This is a genomic window from Nocardia sp. CY41, from assembly GCF_009829325.1.
Classification (GTDB): domain Bacteria; phylum Actinomycetota; class Actinomycetes; order Mycobacteriales; family Mycobacteriaceae; genus Nocardia.
Genome location: NZ_VUOS01000038.1, coordinates 15,122 through 36,570, shown reverse-complemented (window position 1 = coordinate 36,570; position 21,449 = coordinate 15,122). Strand labels below are relative to the sequence as shown.

19 protein-coding genes are annotated in these 21,449 nt (G+C 69.8%); 12 read left to right on the top strand and 7 right to left on the bottom strand.

The window, feature by feature from the left end; translation table 11 throughout:
* Positions 1-255 precede the first annotated feature (255 nt).
* Positions 256-699: a pyridoxamine 5'-phosphate oxidase gene (locus GVY64_RS32920; protein ID WP_159849980.1), complete on the bottom strand. Its 444-nt coding sequence runs from the start codon at positions 697-699 to the stop codon at positions 256-258.
* A gap of 324 nt (positions 700-1,023) precedes the next feature.
* On the opposite strand from GVY64_RS32920, the gene GVY64_RS38210 reads away from it, so the two are divergent.
* Positions 1,024-1,377 (top strand): DUF2218 domain-containing protein, encoded by a 354-nt coding sequence (locus GVY64_RS38210; RefSeq protein ID WP_236567439.1) that lies wholly within the window; start codon positions 1,024-1,026, stop codon positions 1,375-1,377.
* A 144-nt stretch (positions 1,378-1,521) separates the two neighbouring features.
* Here GVY64_RS38210 and GVY64_RS32910 read toward each other — a convergent pair whose 3' ends face one another.
* Positions 1,522-2,145 (bottom strand): TetR/AcrR family transcriptional regulator, encoded by a 624-nt coding sequence (locus tag GVY64_RS32910; RefSeq protein WP_236567438.1) that lies wholly within the window; start codon positions 2,143-2,145, stop codon positions 1,522-1,524.
* Between the two features lie 389 nt (positions 2,146-2,534).
* Between GVY64_RS32910 and GVY64_RS32905 the strand changes: the two genes are divergently transcribed.
* Positions 2,535-3,824, top strand: coding sequence for an oxygenase MpaB family protein (locus GVY64_RS32905; protein WP_159849976.1), 1,290 nt, complete (start codon positions 2,535-2,537; stop codon positions 3,822-3,824).
* Positions 3,825-3,937: 113 nt separating this feature from the next.
* Here the strand turns inward: GVY64_RS32905 and GVY64_RS32900 are convergent, their stop codons facing one another.
* Together GVY64_RS32900 and GVY64_RS32895 are read right to left on the bottom strand one after the other, a co-directional pair.
* On the bottom strand, positions 3,938-5,185 hold the full coding sequence (locus GVY64_RS32900) for a TIGR03618 family F420-dependent PPOX class oxidoreductase (protein ID WP_159849974.1): 1,248 nt from the start codon (positions 5,183-5,185) through the stop codon (positions 3,938-3,940).
* A gap of 139 nt (positions 5,186-5,324) precedes the next feature.
* The gene (locus GVY64_RS32895; protein ID WP_159849972.1) at positions 5,325-5,924 is read right to left on the bottom strand and encodes an SLATT domain-containing protein; all 600 of its coding nucleotides are present in this window, start codon (positions 5,922-5,924) and stop codon (positions 5,325-5,327) included.
* Between the two features lie 463 nt (positions 5,925-6,387).
* Here GVY64_RS32895 and GVY64_RS32890 point away from each other — a divergent pair, with 463 nt between their 5' ends.
* Together GVY64_RS32890 and GVY64_RS32885 are read left to right on the top strand one after the other, a co-directional pair.
* Positions 6,388-7,143: a hypothetical protein gene (locus GVY64_RS32890; protein ID WP_159849970.1), complete on the top strand. Its 756-nt coding sequence runs from the start codon at positions 6,388-6,390 to the stop codon at positions 7,141-7,143.
* Positions 7,144-7,319: 176 nt separating this feature from the next.
* A complete protein-coding gene (locus GVY64_RS32885) occupies positions 7,320-8,279 on the top strand; it encodes an acyl-ACP desaturase (RefSeq protein ID WP_159850000.1) in 960 nt (319 codons plus the stop codon).
* A 16-nt stretch (positions 8,280-8,295) separates the two neighbouring features.
* Here GVY64_RS32885 and GVY64_RS32880 read toward each other — a convergent pair whose 3' ends face one another.
* The 3 genes from GVY64_RS32880 to GVY64_RS32870 form a co-directional block, all read right to left on the bottom strand.
* Positions 8,296-9,192 carry a glycosyltransferase family 2 protein gene (locus GVY64_RS32880; RefSeq protein WP_159849969.1) on the bottom strand — a complete coding sequence of 299 codons (897 nt, stop codon included), beginning with the start codon at positions 9,190-9,192 and terminating at the stop codon, positions 8,296-8,298.
* 4 nt (positions 9,193-9,196) lie between these two features.
* A complete protein-coding gene (locus tag GVY64_RS32875; RefSeq protein ID WP_159849967.1) occupies positions 9,197-10,081 on the bottom strand; it encodes a glycosyltransferase family 2 protein in 885 nt (294 codons plus the stop codon).
* 306 nt (positions 10,082-10,387) lie between these two features.
* The gene (locus tag GVY64_RS32870) at positions 10,388-11,779 is read right to left on the bottom strand and encodes an aldehyde dehydrogenase family protein (protein WP_159849965.1); all 1,392 of its coding nucleotides are present in this window, start codon (positions 11,777-11,779) and stop codon (positions 10,388-10,390) included.
* 159 nt (positions 11,780-11,938) lie between these two features.
* Here GVY64_RS32870 and GVY64_RS32865 point away from each other — a divergent pair, with 159 nt between their 5' ends.
* The 8 genes from GVY64_RS32865 to rfaE2 all read left to right on the top strand — a co-directional run bounded on the left by GVY64_RS32865 (position 11,939) and on the right by rfaE2 (position 21,431).
* The gene (locus GVY64_RS32865) at positions 11,939-12,916 is read left to right on the top strand and encodes a glycosyltransferase (RefSeq protein ID WP_201298264.1); all 978 of its coding nucleotides are present in this window, start codon (positions 11,939-11,941) and stop codon (positions 12,914-12,916) included.
* A gap of 31 nt (positions 12,917-12,947) precedes the next feature.
* Positions 12,948-14,255 carry a glycosyltransferase gene (locus tag GVY64_RS32860; RefSeq protein WP_159849963.1) on the top strand — a complete coding sequence of 436 codons (1,308 nt, stop codon included), beginning with the start codon at positions 12,948-12,950 and terminating at the stop codon, positions 14,253-14,255.
* 8 nt (positions 14,256-14,263) lie between these two features.
* Complete coding sequence (locus GVY64_RS32855) at positions 14,264-15,223, top strand: UDP-glucuronic acid decarboxylase family protein (RefSeq protein ID WP_159849961.1); 960 nt, start codon at positions 14,264-14,266, stop codon at positions 15,221-15,223.
* Between the two features lie 110 nt (positions 15,224-15,333).
* The gene (locus GVY64_RS32850; protein WP_159849959.1) at positions 15,334-16,956 is read left to right on the top strand and encodes a carbamoyltransferase family protein; all 1,623 of its coding nucleotides are present in this window, start codon (positions 15,334-15,336) and stop codon (positions 16,954-16,956) included.
* On the top strand, positions 16,953-18,452 hold the full coding sequence (locus GVY64_RS32845) for an HAD-IIIA family hydrolase (RefSeq protein ID WP_159849957.1): 1,500 nt from the start codon (positions 16,953-16,955) through the stop codon (positions 18,450-18,452). The genes GVY64_RS32850 and GVY64_RS32845 overlap by 4 nt, the downstream gene beginning before the upstream one ends.
* On the top strand, positions 18,449-19,492 hold the full coding sequence (locus tag GVY64_RS32840; protein ID WP_159849955.1) for a glycosyltransferase family 9 protein: 1,044 nt from the start codon (positions 18,449-18,451) through the stop codon (positions 19,490-19,492). The genes GVY64_RS32845 and GVY64_RS32840 overlap by 4 nt, the downstream gene beginning before the upstream one ends.
* A complete protein-coding gene (locus GVY64_RS32835) occupies positions 19,489-20,052 on the top strand; it encodes a D-sedoheptulose-7-phosphate isomerase (RefSeq protein WP_201298263.1) in 564 nt (187 codons plus the stop codon). Before GVY64_RS32840 ends, GVY64_RS32835 begins: the two co-directional genes overlap by 4 nt.
* Complete coding sequence (rfaE2, locus tag GVY64_RS32830) at positions 20,049-21,431, top strand: D-glycero-beta-D-manno-heptose 1-phosphate adenylyltransferase (protein ID WP_159849953.1); 1,383 nt, start codon at positions 20,049-20,051, stop codon at positions 21,429-21,431. The genes GVY64_RS32835 and rfaE2 overlap by 4 nt, the downstream gene beginning before the upstream one ends.
* Positions 21,432-21,449 lie beyond the last annotated feature (18 nt).

Sequence of the window (21,449 nt, the reverse complement as noted above, 5' to 3'; positions counted from 1 at the left end):
CACAAGTGCACCACCTGATGAATCACACGTCCATTCCGCTCGCCGCGCTGTGGAAGCGGGTCACAGCACAGGGGCACGGATTTCGTCCACTGCCCTCGCCGGATCTCGTCGCCCGGGTGACGTCCGCATCTGACGCGCACTGGTATCGAGCCAGCGGGGCGGACCCGAAACCGCGCTGTTCGACGACACCGACACCACCCGAGCGCTGGCAGGTTCCGCACCGGCTGAGCCGGTGCGGTAGGTCCGCGACGTTTCTCAGCTGTTGCCGTAGACCCGCTCCGGCAGGATCAAGACCACCGCCCTGCGCTCGGCAGCCATCACCCTGTCGTACTCGTCCCAGTCCTCGTGCACGCCACCGGCCGCGGTGAACACTTCACGCAGCAACAGCCGCAACCGCTCCGGGCCGACGCCCGCCGCCGGGTCGTCCGGACCGGCGATCCACACCGGGCCCTCGGCGGCGCACCATTGCCAACCGACGCGAGACACGATCGTCGCATGCGGCCGGGCACGTAGGTTGTCTAATTTTCGCGCACCGCCGCGCACCACCATGCCGACCACATCGGCACCGGTCTCCGGGTGCCGCAAGACGCCCGCGTTGACCAGTGACGAGTGAATGGTGTGGTCGGCTCGAAGGGTGGAGACGACGCAGAGCCCGTGATCGCCGGCGATCAACTGGGCGAAGTCCGCGAGTTCGGTCACTCCGAAAGTCTACGTATGAACGCCGGCCGGGCGGCCCGCGAACGACGGCCGGGATCGAGCCGCCGTGGGCCCACACCGGTGCCGAATAGCTACTCACCGGCTCGTGGCGCGGTGTCGGCTCTCTACGCCCTGTGTGGGAACCGCATTCGCCCGGGTAGTGCCGACGATATCGTTGCCGCATCGGCCGCGGGCCGGGTCGCGCTCATCGAAGGGCGGCTCATACCCGCGAACGCAACCCAACCCGAAGGCTGGTGCCGTCATGGTGTCGCAGGTTCCGAATGCCCCGCTCGTCTCGCCCGGCGAATCCCGGGTGGGAGTCGCGCCGTGACCGCGGGCGGTTCGTCCGCGTCGTCGCACTCGGTGGTCCGCACCGAGCGGCCGGCGCGATACGGCAAGCAGCTGGTGTCACATCTGGGACGGCGCAACGGCGGCGAGTGGTCGGCGCAGGCCGCGTCGGGCTGGATCGACCTGGACCTCGGCCGAGCGACGGTCTCCGCGCGGGAGGGCGAACTGCATCTGCGGATCGAGGCGGCCGCCGAGGACCTGCCGCGGCTCGAGGATGTGCTCGCCAGACACCTGGTGCGTTTCGGGGAACGCGACCAGCTGAGCGTGACATGGCAGCGCGATCCCGCCGCCCCGGAAGCGACCGATCTGGGCGCGCGCCCGCCGGACCACTGATGCGCCTCACCATCGCCGGTAAATCTCGCCGCGGAACCTCGGCGCGGACGTGAGCGCCGCGATGTACTGGGCAGCAGGCCACGGCAGCACAGAACGCTACGGACTCGTAGCGAGCGTGGGCTGCACGACCCGCTGCCCGTCGGTCTACGAGCGGGCTCGCTTCGGAGCGGGAATTGTCAACAGTTCGAGAATCGCTTCGGCGTCTTCCGCGGTCGGCGCGGGCAGGCTGTCGCGACCGTGGATGAAGCCGATGCCCAGATAGAGCATCGCACCGGCCCGCAGGCGCGCCGCGTCGGGCGTGAAGCCCAGTTCGAGCATCGCTTCCTGCACCGTTACGAAGATCTGCCGGTCCAGGGCGCGCACCGTCTCGGCCACCTTCTCGTCGCCGCGCGCCCATTCGCGCACGGTGGCTTCGGTGATCCAGGTGCCTCGGTCGATGAGATTGGCGGCCATATCGGCGATGCGCTGCTCGACCGGAACGGACGCTATCGTGCCGAGCGAGCGGATGATCTCGCTCTGGCGGGCGGTCCACCGGTCGGCCATCGCCGTCATGAGCTGGTGGATGTCGTCGAAATGCCAGTAGAAACTGCCTTTGGTGACGCCGAGTTCCTGGCACAGCCGGGGGATCCTGATGGCGGTGACGCCTTCTCGCGCGAGCAGCGCCAGAGCCCCGTCGACCCATGCCTCATAGGACAACCGTGGGGTGCGGCCGCGTTGCTGTGCCGCGGCTTTGCGGGAACGCCGCGGCGCGGCCTTGGTTGCGTCCACGCCGGAGGGCCGGCTGCCGGCGGCTGCCGGCGGCGGGTCCGCTGTCATCGGTGCGGCCCCGGGTCGGTGGAGATCACCACTCGATCGTAAGGGACCCCGGCGCGCGGCCGCTTCGGCGCGGTGACCGTCGACGGCTCCTCGCCCGCGCCGTACCGGCCGCGCACCGACTTCCATTCGGATCGATCCGCAATGGACCCGCACTTCCATTCGAAACGGTACCGGCGACTGTACCCAATGGTATGGTCACCGCAGCGGGGCACGACGGCGGCCCGAGAAGGGTTCGAAGATGATCGACTACTTGCGGTCGTGGCTGATCCGGCGCGAGCCGACGGCCTGAGCAGGCACGCCGACCGACCCGGGTCGCTATCGGAGAGTAGGAGAAGTCACCCATGTCAGTGGAAGTCCCGCCCGCGGGCGCGGATGTCGTCGCGACCCAATCGGTGAAGTGCCCGACAGCGTTTCGTTACTGGGAAGCGCGTCGCAGGCCCGGAGTTCGGCGCATCGAACGTATCTTCGCGAGAGTCACCGGGCAGCAGCTCTTTCCGACCGATGCACAAGCCGTCGCGCTGTGCGAGGACCTCTTCACCGGTGATCCGGTCGCGGAGCGGTTCGTCGCTGAGGTGATGCACGGCGAGATCGGCCGGCAAGCCGGGCGCAAGATGCTCGAGATCGCCCTGGCCGCAGGCATCGACGCCGTGCCGGACGCACCGGAGTCGATGCGCGCGCTGTTCGAGGAATTCGAGACGGTCCCCGCATGGGTGGTACCCGAATTGGTCGAACAAGGCGCCGCGATCTGGCGGCGGTGGGGCACCATGCTGTTCGGCTTCGCCGGCGCGGAAACCCTCGAGATGTACACCGAGGCCGCGGTCGCGACGCCGTTGTCGCTGGCCGGTGGGTACGCCGGGGACAGCGCGCTGCGCCGTTTCCTGGAGACGACCCGATTCTGGATGGATGTCTCACAGCCCGGCGCGCTGCTGACGCCGGGATCGGCGGGACGTGCCACCGCGCTGAAGGTGCGCGTCATGCACGTCTCGGTTCGCGCGAAGGTCGCGGAGCATCCGGAGTGGGACATCGACCGGTGGGGCCTGCCGATCAGCCAGACCTACCAGATGCTGACCTTGCTGGCCGGCAGCGTCACCCCGGGGCTCGGCTTGTGGGCGCTCGGTTACCAGACCACCCCCTCGGAGATCCGCGCGCTGCTGCACTTCCAGAAGTACATGGGCTATCTGCTCGGTGTTCGGCTGCGCTGGTATCCGGAGACGGTTCTCGACTCGTTGCGCGTGCTGGCCATGACCATCGCCTCCCGCTCCTACGACGCGGGACAGCACGGTGCGGAGTTGATCGAGTCCTATCCGATGGCGTTCGCTCCCCGCGACGGACACCGCGGCCTCACGCGGCTGCGCGAGGCGTACAACTTCCGCATCAACTCGGTGTACTCCGCGATGTACATGACTCCTCTCACCCGACGCCGCTACACCATGCCTGCCGCGTTTCCCTGGATCGTCATCCCCATCCTGCGCTTTCCCTTGATCACGGTGATGGAGATCCTGCGCAGGACTTTCCCGCCCTTCGCGCGGGCACACGAAAAGATCATGCTCTGGCATCGCGAGAACTGGTACCGCGCTCAGATGCGAGGGCGGGAAGCGGCTTTCGACGCAGGCGGGGCGCTACGCCGATGACCTTCGCGCCGCGACCGCCCTTCGCGCCGCCGCGACGCGCCGATTCCCGAGCCGAGGACTCGCGACAACACGGCCACAACGGAATTCGAGGACCTCACCGGATGCGGCAGCGCTCAAAGTCGGCCGACCACTCGGTCAGGAGTCACCCGGACGACGAGCATCGGGGTGTCTCCGTACCTGGCCGCGGCTTCCGGGTTGTGCTCGAGGTACGTCATGCCGGTGTACTTGCGCGCCAGACGATCCCGCAATTCGAGGCCGCCTTCGGCGGACAGGGTGGCGGTGCCGTGGATCGCGGCGTAGGTGTAAGGCTGTTCGGGTGGGTTGACCAGCACGCTCACTCGGGCGTCGCGGCGCAGGTTGCGTTCTTTGCGACTGCCCGCCCCTACCGCGAAAAGCACGTCGTCGCCGTCTCGCAGGATCCACACCACCGATTGGTGCGGACTGCCGTCGGGCTGAATCGTGCCCACCACACCGAAGACGGGCGCGTCGAGGACGTGACGCAATTCGGCCGGGGAAACGCCCGGGGCCGCTGATTGCAGCCGGCCGAGCAGTTTCGTCGTCTCGCTGTAGAGTCGCGCGGCCGCCGCGGCGTCGAATGCCGGCCCGTGCACGTCCAAGGGCCTGCCTTGCGCCAGGGCGGTCAGCGGCTCGGCCGGCGGATCGTCCAAGACGTCGAGGATGGGGCGGATGGCCTCGCCGATCGGTCGCGCGGTGCGCCGCAGCGCTTCGATCCGGGCCGCCGTCTCGGCGTCGTAGTCGCCGGAGAGGGCGGTGTCGACCACCCCCGGGTGCACCAAGACGTATCGTACCCGTGCCGACACCGGCCTGCGCGCGAACTCGATGCCGAGTAGATCGTTGAGCTGGCCGCCTTGGGCGAGGGCGCGCATCCCGTGGTAGTCGCGCTCGTGTTGCAGATCGTCCCAGCGGATTTCGCCGGTGCCGCTGCCCGGCCCTGCGACATTCACGACGACCGGGCGCTCGGCGGCGTTCAACAGGTCGATCAGCTCGTAGCCGAGCACGAATCGGCTCAGGTAGAACAGGGCGAAGGTGTACTCGAAGCCTTCGTCGGTCACCAGCCGATCGGACCGGTAGTGCCGGGCGCACAGCACCAGGGCGTCCACCGTGGCGAACCGGGCCCGGACGGCGGCGATCGCCCGGCGAGTCGCCCGGATCGAACTGAGATCCGCCGGCACGAAGTGCGCGCGGTCGACCGCGCCGATCGCCTCCGCGGCGGCGAGAAAGCCTCTGCCCTTCCCCGCGTCCCGTCCGATCACCACGACGGAGTCGCCTTCGGCCAGCCGCTCCAGCGCGACAGCCCGGCCGATTCCATCGGTTCCACCCGCGACCACAACATGCTTCATGCCCCGAATTTAACCGGCCAGTTCATTTTTGTCACCTGACTGGTTCAATTACCGCGTGGGCGCCGAATCCGCTCACCCCCGCCCACATCGCGTCGTGGATGCTTGCCTCCCGGCCATCCGGACGGGAGGCTTACCGCTGCTACCTGCGATCGAAGCTGGTCATCCGCGCGGTGACCGAGGGCTGCACTTGGCCTGCCCAGCTATCGGTCTCGTGCGCGATCACCTCGTTGACCCGATAGGAGAAATCTCGCAGCAACCCCATCCGACGGTCGATCTCCCCGTTCGAGTTGGCCGGACCACGAGACACCGAGGCCCACTCCAACTGGAAATCACACAGCATCGCGTTGATCGACTGCGCGCTGCGCAGATCGCGGATCCATGCGGTGGAGACGCCGAAGAACCGGTCGAAGGCGGCAGTTCCGGCGGCGCAGGCGAGCAGCACGAACCCCCAGCTGGGATCGATGGCGTCGACCCCGGCGGTGGTCAGTAGCGGCACCAGTATTCCGAGTAAGCCGAGAACGAGCGTGGCCCCGGTGAGGGCTAGGCTGATTCGCCGCTTCGTTAGGCCGTCGCGCGAATACCATTCGCGCGCGTCGATGGCGTAGGCCTCGACACGTTGGAACAGCCGGGCAAGGGTCTCATCGGAACTCGACCAGTCGGCGGTGCGGAGGTCCAGCGAAGGCGGCACTCCGAGGTCCTGCGAGCGATCCCCGCCGAAGGGCGATCGGTGCTCTGTCACGGCGGTACTGTATCTCCCCGACGTCTCCGGAATCATCTTTCGGCCGTTGCGCGGGTGAGCAAGCGGCACTGCAGACTTCGCAAAGCGTCCACTTCGGCCTCGACCGGGCCGAGACGAGCGCTGCGAAGTGCCGCAACGAGATTCGCAACCGCCACCGATCCCTCCGATCTCGACCGTTCTCCCTCAGCGATCGGTGGTGTCGATCGAAGCGGCGTGAGCAGGGCGGCGGATGCGGCGGCCGCATCGCAAGGCGCTGTCGATGGGAATCGCACCGGCCCGGTGCCGGCCGCGGCATGGCTGCCGGAGTCAAGATCGCGCTGATCGCAATCATTCTCCGGCGGCTCATCGGCTTCTAGTGTCCGGCTGTAGCCTCCTGCCGCGCCGCCCCCAGGACGACCGCGGTCCGGAGAACGCCATTGTCCGTCTCGGTCCTCGACACCGGACCCCTGCGATTCGGAGCGACGTGCAGCCAACCCCGTGGTCAACGAAGGGCACCCGGCCCGAACAGGTTCCGGCTACGGCGCGGCGGCTCGCCGGAATCCGCGATTATTTGTCGGCGCTCGCCGGCCACTGGGGTTACCTGGGCGCGCTGGTGGGCAGCATCGTCACGCTGTTGCTGCTGTTCCAGCCGTGGTTGAACGCCGTGGGCGCCGACGGCAGAGCCCGCGCCAATGCTTTCGGCCGGATCACCGCGACCACTTCTTTCCTGAATGCCTGGTCGTCATCACCGCCGCCCACCGTGCGGATCAGCGGTGCCATGGCGATACTCGTCGCAGGCGCGATCGTCGTCACCGTCTGCCTGGTGGCGGTGAATCTCCGTTACCGCACCGAGGCGCTGGCGCGTGCCGTGACGGTGTCCACGGTGGTCACCGCGGCGTTGGTGGTCCTCACCGTGCTCTACGTCAACAGCAAAGCCCCCGAGCTGCGCGGCATGCTCGGACGGTCGTCGGATCTGGGTGGTCAGATCGGCATGGTGACCAGCTGGGCCTTCGGCAACGGCAGCCTCCTCGTGCCGGGGGTCCGGCAGGTCTCCTACAACACCGCCGGCCTCACCCACTGGGCGCTCCTCGCGGGTGTCGTTTCGCTGGGTTCGGCTGTTGCCGCCGTCGCCCAATGGACGTATAGCCGCCCGTCGTCATCTCGCCGCCTGCCGTGGCGCCGCACCGGGACCGTAACGAGAGAACCGGTCCGCCGAGCAGACACCATCACCACCGAGTGACTCGGCGATGCTGAAAGTACTCGGCGCGGCGGACCTTCGGCCCTACGGCCGGGACAGGCGCTGCGGGCACTGTCTTGCGAGGTGAGCCGGTGGGCGCCGGCAGTGGATGATGGCGCCCGCCGCCACCGTTCACTCTCCGTTCCGAACCTGTGCGAAAGAGAAAGGCGGGCACGACGTTGGCGCGTGATCTGACCCAGCTGGAGGTCCTCACCGAACTCGAACCCTGTGCCGAGACCGCGTTGAACCGGCACCTGTCCATGGTCAAGGAATGGCATCCGCACGACTACGTGCCGTGGGACGAGGGGCGCAACTTCGCGGCGCTCGGCGGGATCGATTGGGAGCCGGAGCAATCGCGGCTGTCCGAGGTGGCGAAGGCCGCGCTGATCACGAACCTGCTCACCGAGGACAACCTCCCGTCCTATCACCGCGAGATCAGTGCGAACTTCTCCCGAGACGGCGCCTGGGGGTCGTGGGTGGGACGGTGGACCGCCGAGGAAGCCCGCCACAGCATCGTCCTGCGCGACTATCTCGTCGTCACGCGTGGCGTCGACCCGGTCGCTCTGGAGAACGACCGGGTGGCGCACATGTCCCACGGTTTCGTCCCGCCGATGGAGCAGGTGGACGCGGCAGGCGACGGCGGGTTCCTGTACTCGGTGGCGTACGTCTCCTTTCAGGAACTCGCCACCCGCATCAGCCATCGCAACACCGCCGCCGTCTGCGACGATCCGATCGCCGACCGCATGCTGCAACGCATCGCCGCCGACGAGAACCTGCACATGATCTTCTACCGCACCATGTGCGGCGCCGCCCTGGAGCTGGTGCCGGATCAGGCGATCGAAGCGATCGACCTCATCGTGCGCAACTTCCGGATGCCCGGTACCGGCATGCCCAACTTCCGGCGCAACGGCGTGCTCATGGCCAAGCACGGCATCTACGACCTGCGCCAGCACCTGGAGGAAGTGCTGCAACCGGTCATCCGGCAATGGAACGTGTTCGGTCGCGACGACTTCGGCCCTCGGGGCGAGCGAGCCCGGGAACGGCTCTCCGCTTTTCTCGACGACCTGGAACGTGTGCGGATTCCGCGGTTCGAGGAGCAACGCGACCGCGCTCTCGCCCGGGAGTCACGCCGGGCCTGATCGGCGAAACGCCTTGTCAGCCCACATAACGACGCGCGGTGGAACGACGCTGCGAGTCTTCCAACAGCACCAGACCCGCTTCCACCCGCGGCGGCAGGACTTTCCGTTCCCGCAGGACCCATGGCATGCCGCGCAGCGTCTCGAGGACGGCCGCCGCCGTCGTCCGATCCGCCGGGGCCGACCGGAGCACGGCGGCGGTCCGCCGGGCGGCGCTGCGGGCCGGGCGGCGCAACCACAGCGTCCACAACGTGTTACGGATACCGAGCCTGCGGCGATGGGTAGCATCACGCGAGGTCGACGGCTCGTGATGGATCAGCATGTCCTCGATCCAGCACATCCACCAGCCGTGTGCCGCGAGATCGAGCGCGAGCAACTCCTCCTCGCCGCCGAACCACAGACGCCGGGAGAACCCGCCGACTTCGCGGAAGGCGCTGACCCGGAACGCCGACAGGGCCGCCATCACGCCGAGCAGGGCAGGGCCCGGCAGCCAGTCGGGCCCGGAAACCGGTGAATACCGCAGTTCCGGCGTGATCGGGTCCTCGCGTAGATCAGGGGCGACCAGGCACCGTCCGGTCACGGAGCCGAGGCCGGGGTACCGGTCGAGCAGATCGGCGGCGCGGGTCAGCGCCCCCGGCCGCCACCGCGTGTCGTCGTCGCAGAACGCCACATACGGCGTGGCCGTCCGCTCCACCGCGATGTTGCGGGCCACCGCGCCCAGATTGTCCGCCGAGCGGATGAGCTCGACGGCGGGGAACGCCGCGGCGACCGCGTCGGCCGTGCCGTCGGTGGATCCGTTGTCGACGAGGATGATCGGCGCCGCGTCGGCGAGCGCGGTCATGTGCGCCAAGGTTTCCAGCAGCTGTTCGCGCCGGTTGCGGGTGATGATGACGACCGTCATCCGATCGGTACCCATCCGGTCACTTCCTTTCATGGGCGAGTTCCAGGATCCTTGCCCGGCGCTCGATCTCCGGTGGCAACCTGCGCCGCTGCGCCAACGCCTTGGGCAGGCGGCGCAGCAGCCCCGCGACCGCCAGTAACGTCCCGGGGTCGCGCATCGCGCGGCCGACCAGGCCTGCGGACTCGGCCGCGCATCGCCGCAGCGGCCGTCGCATCCAGACGATCAGCGCGTTGTTGCGCTGTTCGGCCCGCCTGCGCCACGCCCGCGGCGGTCGACGCGCGGAGGGATGGTGATGGGCCCGCACTGCCGCCACGTAGCAGAGATCCCAGCCACACGCCGCCATGTCGAGCGACAGCAACCGTTCTTCGGCGCCGAAATGCAGCAGCGGACTGAACCCGGCGGCCTGCAGGTACGCCTCCTTCCGCACGATCGCCGCGCAAGCCAGGAAGCCGAGAACCGCAGGCCCCGGCAGGCCGGGCGGGTGGCCGAGCGGGCTGGTGGCCATCAGTTCGTTGACCGGATCGTCACGGTGGTCCGCGCCGACGAGCGTGCGTCCCGCCAGCAGGCCCAGCCGGGGGCAGGCGTCCAGCACCCGCTCGGCTTCGGAAAGCGCGTCACCGGCCCACCACGAGTCGTCGTCGCTGAAGGCGATGTACGGCGTGCGGGAGAGCGCGACGCCGAGGTTGCGCGCGGCCGCGCCGAGATTGCGCGACAGCGGGACGACCCGCACGTCGGGGAACGCTCGCGCCCGCGCCACGGTGTCGTCGGTGGAAGCGTTGTCCAGCACCACGATCTCGGGGCGCGGGCGCAGGGCGTGCAACTCGGTCAAGGTGCGGACCAATTCGGGGGCCCGGTTCCGGGTGGCGATGACGACAGTCGTCTTCGCCCCGTTCTGCCCGCTCACGCCGACCGCCCCGCGAGCAACTCCGGCCTCTCGGCGGCGGCCGCGGGCAACGCACGCCGCCGGGCAGCCGGCGAGCGCGCAACGACCGGACGAACTCCGTGCCGGGTCACGTGGTGCCCAGCGGATGCCAGAGCCGCGTTCGGCTCATCCTCGACACGTCCGCGGCCGCCGCTTCCCCGTGCGCGAAGCCGGGCCATCCGGTGACAAGTACCCGCATGTGCGGGCGCATACCCGGGCGCAGCTCAGATCAATCAAGCCGGGTCGGGGAGTTCGCGCTCGCGATTCGGCCGGAGCGCGTGCGCGGTGCTAACCGGGCGCCGGGCGCAGGTGCACGACCTTCGTCTGGGTCATCTCGTCCAGCAACTCGGGCCCGTAACCGAAGCCGGACCCGCTGGCCCGGCGCGGGTGCGCCGCCCCGCCGGGCGCGCCGCCGAACACCGCGTTGATCTTCACCGTGCCGACGGGCAGTTCCCGCCAAGCACGCTGGGCGTGAGCCATAGACGGCGTGAGCACGGTCGCCGCGAGCCCGTAGTCGTCGGTCGCGGCCTCCGCGATGCCTCGGTCGAACGAATCCACCACCCGCACCGGCGCGACCGGACCGAAGGTCTCTTCCCGCATGATCCGCATGGCCGGATCGCACTGTGCCAGCACGGTGGCCGGGTAGTGCGCGCCGGCGCCGTCCGGCACCACTCCGCCCGTCAGCAGTTCGGCGCCGTGGTCCACGGCATCGCGCACATGGGCGTGCACCTGCTCGCGGTGGCGCCGGTCGACCAACGGCGCCACCTTCCTGGCCTCGGCTTCGGCCACCAGCGCCGCCAGGAAGGGCTCGGCGACTTCCCGATGCGCGAAGATCCGTTCGACGGACACGCAGATCTGACCGGCGTTCGCGAACGCGCCGAGCGCGGCTTGACCGGCGGCCCAGACGGGATCCACACCGGCGTCGACGATCAGCGCGTCGTTGCCGCCGTTCTCCAGCAGCGCCTTGGCGCCCGTCGCCGCGGCGCTGCGGGCGATCGACCGCCCGGTGGCCGTGCTGCCGACATGCGCGACGACGTCCACGTCGGGCCGTGCGGCGAGCAGCGCGCCGACCCTGCCATCGCCTTGTACCGTCTGCAGCACCCCCTCCGGGAGGCCACGGGCGAGCAGATCGCCGAGCAGAGCGCCGGTATGCGGTGCGCGCTCGCTCGGCTTGTACACGACCGTGTTTCCGGTGACCAGCCCCGCGCCGAGCAGGCCGCAGGACACGGCCACGGGATCGTTCCACGGCGTCAGCGCTACGACGACGCCGCGTGGTTCCCACACCATGAGGTCGGTCGCGTCGAAACCGCCCTGCAAGCTTCGTCCCCGGTGCAGCGGGCCGAGTTCGGCGTATTGCGCCAAGGTCGCGGCGCCGGCCAGCACTCCTTCCCTGCTCTCGGACTGCGGACGTCCGGTTTCGGCATGGTTGAGTTCGGCGAGTTCATCGGCCCGCTCACGCAGCAGGGCGGCCCCGGCACGGAGCGCTGCGGCCCGCTCGGCCGCCGGTGTCCGCGCCCACCCCGGCTGAACCCGGTTGGCCGCCTCCATCTTCTGATCGATTTCCGCGGAATCGGCCATGGGAACCGTGCCGACGGCGGCACCGGTGGCGGGATCGAAGATCTCGATCGTTTCCGAAGCCCGGAGCCCGGTGACGGACGGGACAGCGTTCGGTGCGCTCATACCGCGGCCATTGCCGCGCATCCCCGGTTCAAACCCGCCGGGCCGCAGCCGGATCGGCGCCGCCGCCCAGCAGCGCCGGGACGTTCGCCGCCTTCGGCCGGATCGCTGCCGGGCACGTGACCAGGTTTGATCCGGAAATAATAGGCAAGAGCTACCGGCATGGCCGCAATGACCGAGGGGCTCACGGTGCTGTTGTGGCACGTGCACGGCTCGTGGACGACATCGTTCGTGCAGGGACCGCACCGATACCTCGTGCCCGTGGTCGAGGGCGGCGGGCCGTGGGGGCGCGGCCGGTGCGGCCGCGACTGGCCGTCGGTGCAGGAGGTGCCGGCGGGTGCGTTGCGCGCGGCGGAGCCGGACGTCGTCGTGCTCCAGCGTCCGGAGGAGATCGAACTCGCCGAACGATGGCTCGGTCGGCGCCCCGGCGCCGATATCCCGGCGATCTACGTCGAGCACAACACTCCGCGTCCCAGCGCGGCCACCACCACGCATCCACTGGCGGATCGCGCCGACATCCCGATCGTGCACGTCACCCATTTCAACGATCTGATGTGGGACAGCGGACGCGCACCCACCCGTGTCGTGCCGCACGGCATCGTCGACCCCGGCGCGCGCTACACCGGCGAACTGCCGCACGGCGTAGCACTGATCAACGAGCCGACGCGGCGCGGGAGGATCACGGGTAGTGATCTGTTGCCGGAATTCGCGATGGCCGGGCCGATCGATTTGTACGGCATCGGAGCCGAGGAATTCACCGCGCACCGGCCTACCGGACACCCCATTCGCGGAATCGGAGACTTCCCGCAGTCGGCGTTGCATCCGGAAATGGCGCGCAGGCGGGTGTATCTGCACACCGCGCGCTGGACCTCGCTGGGATTGTCTCTCCTGGAAGCCATGCACCTGGCCATGCCGGTGATAGTCCTGGCCACCACCGAGGCCGTCGCCGCCGTGCCGCCGGAAGCGGGCGCCATCTCCACCGACATCGCGGTGCTCACCGCGAAATTCCGGGAATTCCTCCACGAACCCGACCTGGCAGTGCTCGCGGGCAAGTCGGGACGGCAGTTCGCGCTGGAGCACTACGGCCTCGAGGTCTTCCTGCGCCGGTGGGATTCCCTGCTCGCCGAGGTCACCGAATGAAGGCAGGGTCCCGGAGAGAGAAGGCGGAATCATGAAGATCGCGATGGTGTCCGAACACGCCAGTCCGCTGGCCGTGCTCGGCGGCGTGGATGCCGGGGGGCAGAACGTCCATGTCGCGGAGCTGTCCGCGGCTCTGTGCCGGATGGGGCACGAGGTCACCGTCTACACGCGCCGCGAAGATGCGCACGCGCCGCATGCTGTCACCGCCGCAGAAGGTTATCGCGTGATCCATGTCCCGGCCGGCCCTGCCGAACCGATGCCGAAGGACGAATTGCTGCCGCATATGGGCGAGTTCGGCGCTTTCCTGCGACAGCAATGGCATGAGTGCCGCCCCGATGTGGTGCACGCGCACTTCTGGATGTCCGGCCTGGCCGCCCTCCAGGCCGCGGGGCCGGCGAGCATCCCGGTGGTGCAGACCTTTCACGCGCTGGGCGTGGTGAAACGTCGCCACCAAGGAGCCGACGACACCAGCCCGGCCGACCGCGTGCGTCTCGAGCAGTCGATCGCCGAACGGGCCGATCGCATCGTCGCCACCTGTACCGACGAGGTCTTCGAACTGGCCAGAATGGGCGTGCCCCGGTCCAGGACGTCGGTGATTCCCTGCGGCGTCGACCTCGAGCGGTTCACACCCCACGGGGCGCGCGCACCGAGGTCGGCCGACCACCGGATGGTCAGTGTGGGCCGGTTGGTGCCCCGCAAGGGTTTCGACACCGCGATCACCGCGCTGACCGGTCTGCCGGACACCGAGCTGGTGTTGGTCGGTGGCCCGGACGACGGCGACGTCGCCGACGACCCGGAAGGCAGGCGGCTGCTGGAGCTGGCCGACCGCCTCGGCGTGCGAGACCGGCTCCACATGCTGGGGCAGGTCCCGAGGACACGAATGGCGCCGCTGCTCAGGTCGGCCGACGTCGTCGTGTGCACGCCATGGTACGAACCGTTCGGCATCACACCGCTGGAAGCGATGGCCTGCGCCGTTCCGGTGGTGGCCGCCGCGGTCGGGGGCCTCATCGACACCGTCGTCGACGGTGTGACCGGCAGGCTCGTCCCACCGCACGAGCCCGCACGACTGGCCGACGCCGTCCGGGATCTGCTGGCCGCCCCGGAGATCAGGCGGAAGTACGGTCAGGCCGGACGAGAGCGGGTCGAGGCGCGCTACTCCTGGGACCGGATCGCCGCCGAGACCCTGCACGCGTACCGCAGGGTGACCGCCCCGGCCGTGCGCATGGGGAACGGAAGCGGACCCACGGATGGCCGCACGGTCGGCTCTACCACGAACGACCGCCTTTCCACCGGGTCACCGGCGATGGGTCGCGGCGCTCGCGCGAACGGCCACGGGTAGGCGGCGCCGTGTCCGAACCTTGTGAACGCGCGTTGGTCACCGGCGGTTGCGGGTTCGTCGGCTCGCACCTGTGTGAACAACTGCTCGACGCGGGCACCGCCGTCGTCGCCCTCGACAATTTCGCCACGTCCACTCCGGACAACGTCGCTCGTTTGCTCGACCGGCCCGGTTTCGATCTCCGGCGGCACGACGTCACCGAGCCGCTGCCCGCGGTGGGCGCCTTCGACGTGGTCTTCCATCTCGCGTCGGCCGCGTCGCCTCCCGATTACCTCCGGCTGCCGATCGAGACGCTGCGAGCCGGTTCGCTCGGGACCGCGAATGCCCTCGATCTGGCGGAGCGCCACGGCGCCCGTTTCGTGCTCGCGTCGACCAGCGAGGTCTACGGTGACCCCGCCGTCCATCCGCAGACCGAGAATTATTGGGGTCATGTCAATCCCGTCGGTCCGCGCAGCGTCTACGACGAGGCGAAGCGGTATGCCGAAGCTTTGACCATGGCATTTCACCGGGAAAAAGGCGTGAACACCGGAATTGCCCGAATTTTCAACACCTACGGTCCGTGCATGCGCACCGACGACGGCCGTATGGTGCCCACCTTCATCGCACAGGCGTTGTCGGACGCGCCGCTGACCATCGCCGGAACCGGCGAGCAGACGCGCTCACTGTGTTATGTCGACGACACGGTGCGCGGCCTGCTCGCACTGGCGGCCGCCGATTATCCGGGACCGGTGAATATCGGCAATCCGCACGAACTCTCCGTGCGCTGCCTCGCGGCGGAAATCCTTTCGCTGACCGGCAGCCGGTCCGTCGTGACGTACGTCGAGGGGGCGATCGACGACCCGAAACGACGGTGCCCGGACATCTCGCTGGCCCGGCGGGAATTGGGCTGGTGGCCGGTGATCACCAGGGTGGAAGGGCTGCGCCGCACGATCGACTGGTTCGCCGGACGCGCGGCGGAACCGGCGCGGTAGTCCCCGTGCTGATCGGCACATCGGTTTAGTCGCGACTTCAGCGGGTAGCGCCAGCACATATGTCAGCGGGTAGACCGACAGGTCCCGCGTCTCGAACAGAAAGGCGGCCCGTGCGCATTCTCGGAATAAACGCGATATTTCATGACCCTGCTGCGGCTCTGATCGTGGACGGCGAAATCGTCGCGGCCGCCGAGGAAGAGCGGTTCACACGGCGCAAGCACGGCAAGCGGCCGGTGCCGTTCTCCTCGTGGGAGCTCCCCGAGCAAGCGGCCGCGTGGTGCCTGGAACGAGCGGGATTGCGTCCCGAGGAGCTCGACGCGGTGGGCTATTCCTATGATCCACGCCTGGTCGATCATTCGCTCGGCGGCCTCGATCAGAAAAGCGAAAATACCAGAACTGATTACGCTTTCCGCGCACCCGCGTTCCTCACGGCCGCACTGCCCGGTCTCGATCCATCGATCGTGCGTTTCGTGCGGCATCATCTGGCGCATGCCGCGTCCGCGGCGCTCGCCGCCCCGTCGGGCGATTCCGCGGTCCTGGTGGCCGACGGCCGCGGCGAGAGCCAGTCCTATCTGGCCGGGGAATACCGGGACGGCAAGTTCGTGGAACTGGCCGCACAGCAGCTGCCGCACTCGCTCGGGCTGATGTACGAGGACCTCACCGAACATCTCGGCTTCACCCGGTCGAGTGACGAATACAAGGTGATGGCTCTCGCCTCCTACGGCACGCCCCGGTTCCTCGACCGGTTCCGCGAACTCGTGTACGCCACCGGTGACGGTGGTTTCCGCACCGAACCCGTGGACTGGGCGGGATTCGCACCCGCGGTGGTCGGCGGTGCGCCCGGCCCGGACCATGCCGACCTCGCCGCGAGCGTCCAGCGCCGGCTCGAGGACGTGCTGCTCGAATTGACCTCGTGGCTGCATCGCCAGACCGGTCAGCGGAACCTCACGCTGGCCGGTGGCATCGCGCTGAACTGTGTGGCAAACACCCGGCTGCACGCCGAAGGCCCCTACGACCGGGTCTGGGTCCAGCCGGCCTCGGGTGACGCGGGCACCGCGCTCGGCGCCGCGCTGCAATTGGCGGCCGAATTCGGCGAGCGGGTCATTCCGATGCGCGGAGCCGATCTCGGCCGCGAATGGACCGACACGGAGCTGGAGAACGTGCTGCGCACGGCCAAGGTCCGATACACGAAATCCGCGGACATCGCGGCCGAGGTGGCCGAAGCGCTCGCGGAAGACCAGGTGGTGGCCTGGTTCCAGGGCCGGGCCGAATTCGGCCCGCGTGCGCTCGGGCATCGCTCGCTGCTCGCCCATCCCGGCCGGTCGGCGAATCTCGAGCGTCTCAACGACGTGAAAGGGCGCGAGCAGTTCCGGCCGCTCGCGCCGATGGTGCTGGCCGACCGGGCATCCGAGATCTTCGAACGCGGACCGTTGCCGAGCCCGTACATGCTGTTCGTCCACGACGTCGCGCCGCACTGGCGCGCGCGGATCCCCGCCGTGACCCATGTGGACGGCACCGCACGGGTGCAGACCGTCGATCCCGCCGAGGATCCCGTCCTGGCGCGAATGTTGTCGGAGTTCGACCGGCGCACCGGCTTGCCCGTGGTGGTCAACACGAGCTTGAACACCGCGGGCAGGCCGATGGTGGATTCGCCCCGCGATGCCCTCGAGTGCTTCGGCTCCGCGCCGATCGATCTGCTCGCCCTCGGTCCGTTCGCGGTTCGCCGCTCGTGAACGGCCACACCGTCGACTACAGCGTCGTCATCCCGACCACCGGCCGGGAAAGTCTTCGGACGCTGCTCGAGTCACTGCAGGCCGCGACGGGTCCGAGGCCACGGGAGATCATCGTGGTCGACGACCGGCCCGGCGCCGGCGATCTGCCGCTGCCCGAGACCGTGCCGCCGGTGCGGGTGATCCGCTCGGGTGGCCGCGGGCCCGCGGCGGCGCGGAACGCGGGGTGGCAGGCCGCCTCGGGCGCGTGGATCGCGTTCCTGGACGACGACGTGCTCACTCCGCCGGATTGGCCTGCCCGCTTGGCCGACGACTTGCGGGACCTCGACGAGAACACGGCGGCGTCCACGGCCAGGATCGAGGTGCCGCTGCCGGAGCACCGCAAGCCGACCGACGCGGAACGGGGCATCGCGCGGCTGGCCACGGCGCGGTGGATCACCGCGGACATGGCCTACCGCCGGTCCGCGCTGGTCGCGGTCGGCGGGTTCGACGAACGGTTTCCGCGGGCGTTCCGCGAGGATGCCGACCTGGCGCTGCGAGTTTGCCTCGCGGGGTACGTCATCGCGGCCGGACGACGCAGCACGAGCCATCCGCTGCGCGCATCGGGGCTCATGGCGAGTGTGCGCGCACAGCGCGGGAACGCCGACAACGCGTTGCTGCGGCGGAAGTACGGCGCTCGATGGCGGCAGCGCATCGGGGAGGACAAGGGGCTGCTGCCCCGGCACGCGCTCACCACGGCGGCAGGTGCGTCGGCCGCGGCACTCGGCCTCGCGGGCCGCGTACGCCCCGCCCTGGCGTTCGCGGCGGTCTGGCTGGCGTCGACCGGTGAATTCGCCGCGCGCAGAATCGCGCCCGGGCCGCGCACGCCCCGTGAGATCGGCCGGATGACGCTGAGCAGCGCACTGATCCCACCCGCTGCGTGCTGGCATCGCCTGCGCGGCGAACTGCGCCACCGCCACGCCTCGCACGGCTCACCGCTGGCGTTGTTGTTCGACCGCGACGACACCCTCATCGTCGATGTCCCCTACCTCGCCGATCCCACCAAGGTGCAGCCGGTGCCCGGGGCGGTCGACGCGCTCCGGAGGGTCCGCGCGGCCGGCGTGCAGCTCGGCATCGTGAGCAACCAATCCGGCGTGGCGCGCGGATTGATCAGCCGCGAACAGCTCGCCGCGGTGAATTCCCGGGTCGAGGAGTTGCTCGGACCGTTCGCGACGTGGCAGGTGTGTGTGCACGGCGAAGGCGACGGCTGCGGGTGCCGCAAACCCGAGCCGGGCCTGATCCGGCGAGCCGCGGCGGAGCTCGGCGTCGACGTGGGCAGGTGCGTGGTGATCGGCGACACCGGCGCCGACGTCGCCGCCGCGCAATCCGCGGGCGCCCGCGCGATTCTGGTACCGACGGCGCGAACCCTGCCCGACGAGGTGCAGCACGCACGGCGTGAAGCGACCGTGGCGCAGGACCTGCCCGAAGCCGTACGGCTGGCGATGGCGGGCGTACCATGACACGCCGGGCGCTGGTGGCACGCATGGACAATTTCGGCGATGTGCTGCTGGCCGGGCCGTGCGTGCGGGCGGTGGCAGCGCACGTCGATTCGGTGACGCTGTTGTCCGGGCCGCGCGGCCGGGCCGCCGCCGACCTGTTGCCGGGTGTGGACCAGGTCGTGACCTGGTGCGCGCCGTGGATCGACCTCGAGCCCCCCGCGGTCGCCGCGGCAGACATCGACGGCTTCCTCGACCGGATTCGCGCCCTCGACCTGGATCTGGCGTTGATCCTCACGTCCTTCCACCAGTCGCCGTTGCCGCTGGCGCTGTTGCTCCGGATGGCCGGCGTCCCCTGGATCGGCGCCATCTCGGAGGACTACCCCGGTTCGCTGCTAGATCTGCGCCATCGCGTCGAAGGCGATCCGCCCGAAGCCGAGCGCGCGCTGTCGCTCGCCGAGGCGGCCGGTTTCCGGCTACCGCCCGGGGACGACGGGAAACTCGCCGTCCGCCAGCCGTTGCCGAAGGTCGGCGCGCTCACCGGCGAACCGGGCTACGTGGTGGTGCATCCCGCCGCGTCGGTACCGGCGCGACAGCCCTCCTCGTCCCGTTCGGCGGCCATCGTCGCCGCGTTGACCGGCGCCGGGCACCGCGTGGTCGTCACCGGCGCACCCGCCGACCGGCCGCTGACCGGCGCCGTCGCCGGCAGGCACGCCGTCGACCTCGGCGGAGCCACCACGCTGCCCGAGCTGGCCGCCGTACTGCGCGACGCGAGTGTCGTGGTGGCGCCGAACACCGGGCCAGCGCACCTGGCCGCGGCCGTCGGGACGCCCGTGGTCTCCCTCTTCGCACCAGTCGTGCCCGCCGCGCGGTGGGCGCCCTACGGCGTGCCGGTGGCCATGCTCGGCGACCAGCACGCGCCCTGCCGCGGTAGCAGGGCCAGGGAGTGCCCGGTCGTGGGGCACCCGTGCCTCGACTCGATCTCCCCAGATCAGGTCGTCGCGGTGGCGGAAGAACTCGGCGCGGGCAGGCGCGCGCGTCTGCGGACAGGAGGTGTGCGGTGATCGAGGAGCATTTCGCGGCTTTGCACGCGGCGCTGGAACGCACCAGTTGCTTCGCACCGAGCATCCGCAGATGGGGGCGAGAACTGGCGGTGGTACTGGACAACGGCGGCAGATTGCTCGCCTGCGGCAACGGGGGCAGCGCGGCCGAAGCGCAGCACCTGACCGGGGAACTGGTCGGCCGCTTCCGCAACGATCGCCGTCCGCTGTCGGCGATCGCCCTGCACGCCGACACCTCGGCGGGCACCGCCATAGTGAACGACTACGGCGAAACCGAGCTGTTCGCGCGCCAGGTCCGCGCGCACGGCAGACCCGATGACGTCCTCATCCTGTTGTCCACCAGCGGCAGCAGCCAGAACGTGGTGGCCGCGGCGAAAGCGGCGCACGACATCGGCGTCACCACATGGGCCATGACCGGCCCCGCGCCCAATCCGCTCGCGGCGCTGTGCGACGACGCGGTGGCCGTGGAAGCACACAGCACCGCCACCGTGCAGGAAGTGCATCTGGTCTTGGTGCACGCCCTGTGCACGGCGCTCGACGACGCACTGGGGGTACCGACATGAAGCCATTGGTCGTGATCGGCGACAGCATGCTCGACGTCGACATCGAGGGCGTCGCCGACCGGTTGTCGCCCGAGGCTCCCGTGCCCGTGGTGGACGTGGAACGCCGGTGGATGCGTCCGGGCGGCGCCGGGCTGGCCGCCGCGCTCGCCGCGCGATCGGTCGCCGAAGTCTTGCTCGTCACAGCGACCGCCGACGACCACGACGGCCGGCTCCTCACCCGGCTGCTGGACCAGTACGTGCAGGTCGTTCCGATGCCGCTGCGCGGCGAGACGGTACGCAAGACGCGCGTCCGCGCCGCCGGTCAGTCGTTGTTGCGGCTGGACACCGGCGACGGGACCGCCGACGGCGGCTCGGTGAGCGCGTCGGTCACCAGGGCACTGCGGGCGGCAGGCGCGGTCCTCGTGGCGGACTACGGCCGGGGCGTCGCCGCACATCCGGAGATCCGCAGCCTGCTGACCGAACTGGCGCGGTCCGTACCGGTGGTGTGGGATCCGCACCCGCGCGGCCCGGCGCCGACGCCGGGCGCGTCGCTCGTCTCACCGAATCTGAAGGAGGCACGCCAGTTCGCACCCGGATACGTCGAACCGGACGAGTTGGCGAAGGTGCTCCGCGACGAGTGGTCCGCGGATTCCGTCGCGGTCACGACGGGCCCGAACGGGGCGGTGCTGGCCAATGGGAAACGGCTCACCGTAGTGCCTGTGCCCGCCGAGATACGGCTCGCGGGCCACGTCGGTTCCGACACCTGCGGCGCGGGTGACCGATTCGCCTCCGCCGCGGCCGCCGCACTCTTCGACGGGTCGACAGTGGCCGACGCGGTGTCACACGCCGTGGACGCGGCGGCCAGATTCGTGGCCGCGGGCGGCGCGGCCACGTTGTCCGCGTGCGACGGCGCCGCCGTCGCGGAGGAGGACACGACGGAAGGGGGTGGGTCGGCGTTCGAGGTGGCGGCGCGGGTCAGGGCCCGCGGCGGCAGGCTCGTGGCCACCGGCGGCTGTTTCGATCTGCTGCATCCCGGACACGTGAGCTTGCTGCGCCAGGCTCGCGCCATGGGCGACGCGCTGGTGGTGTGCCTGAATTCCGATGCGTCGGTGCGGCGTTTGAAGGGGCCGCGCCGTCCGATCGTCACCGCACGCGACCGAGCCCGCCTGCTCATCGCGCTGTCGTCGGTGGACGCCGTCGTCGTGTTCGACGAATCCTCCCCGAGCGCACTGCTGGAACGCCTTCGCCCCGACATCTGGGTCAAGGGCGGCGACTACACCGGCGTGGACCTCCCGGAGGCCACGGTCGTTCGCGGGTACGGCGGCGAGATCGCGCTGATTCCCACTGTTCGCGGTTACTCGACAACCCAGCTGGTCGCCGCGACCCAGGCCTGCGGCTGACCCGAGAACGTAAGGAGC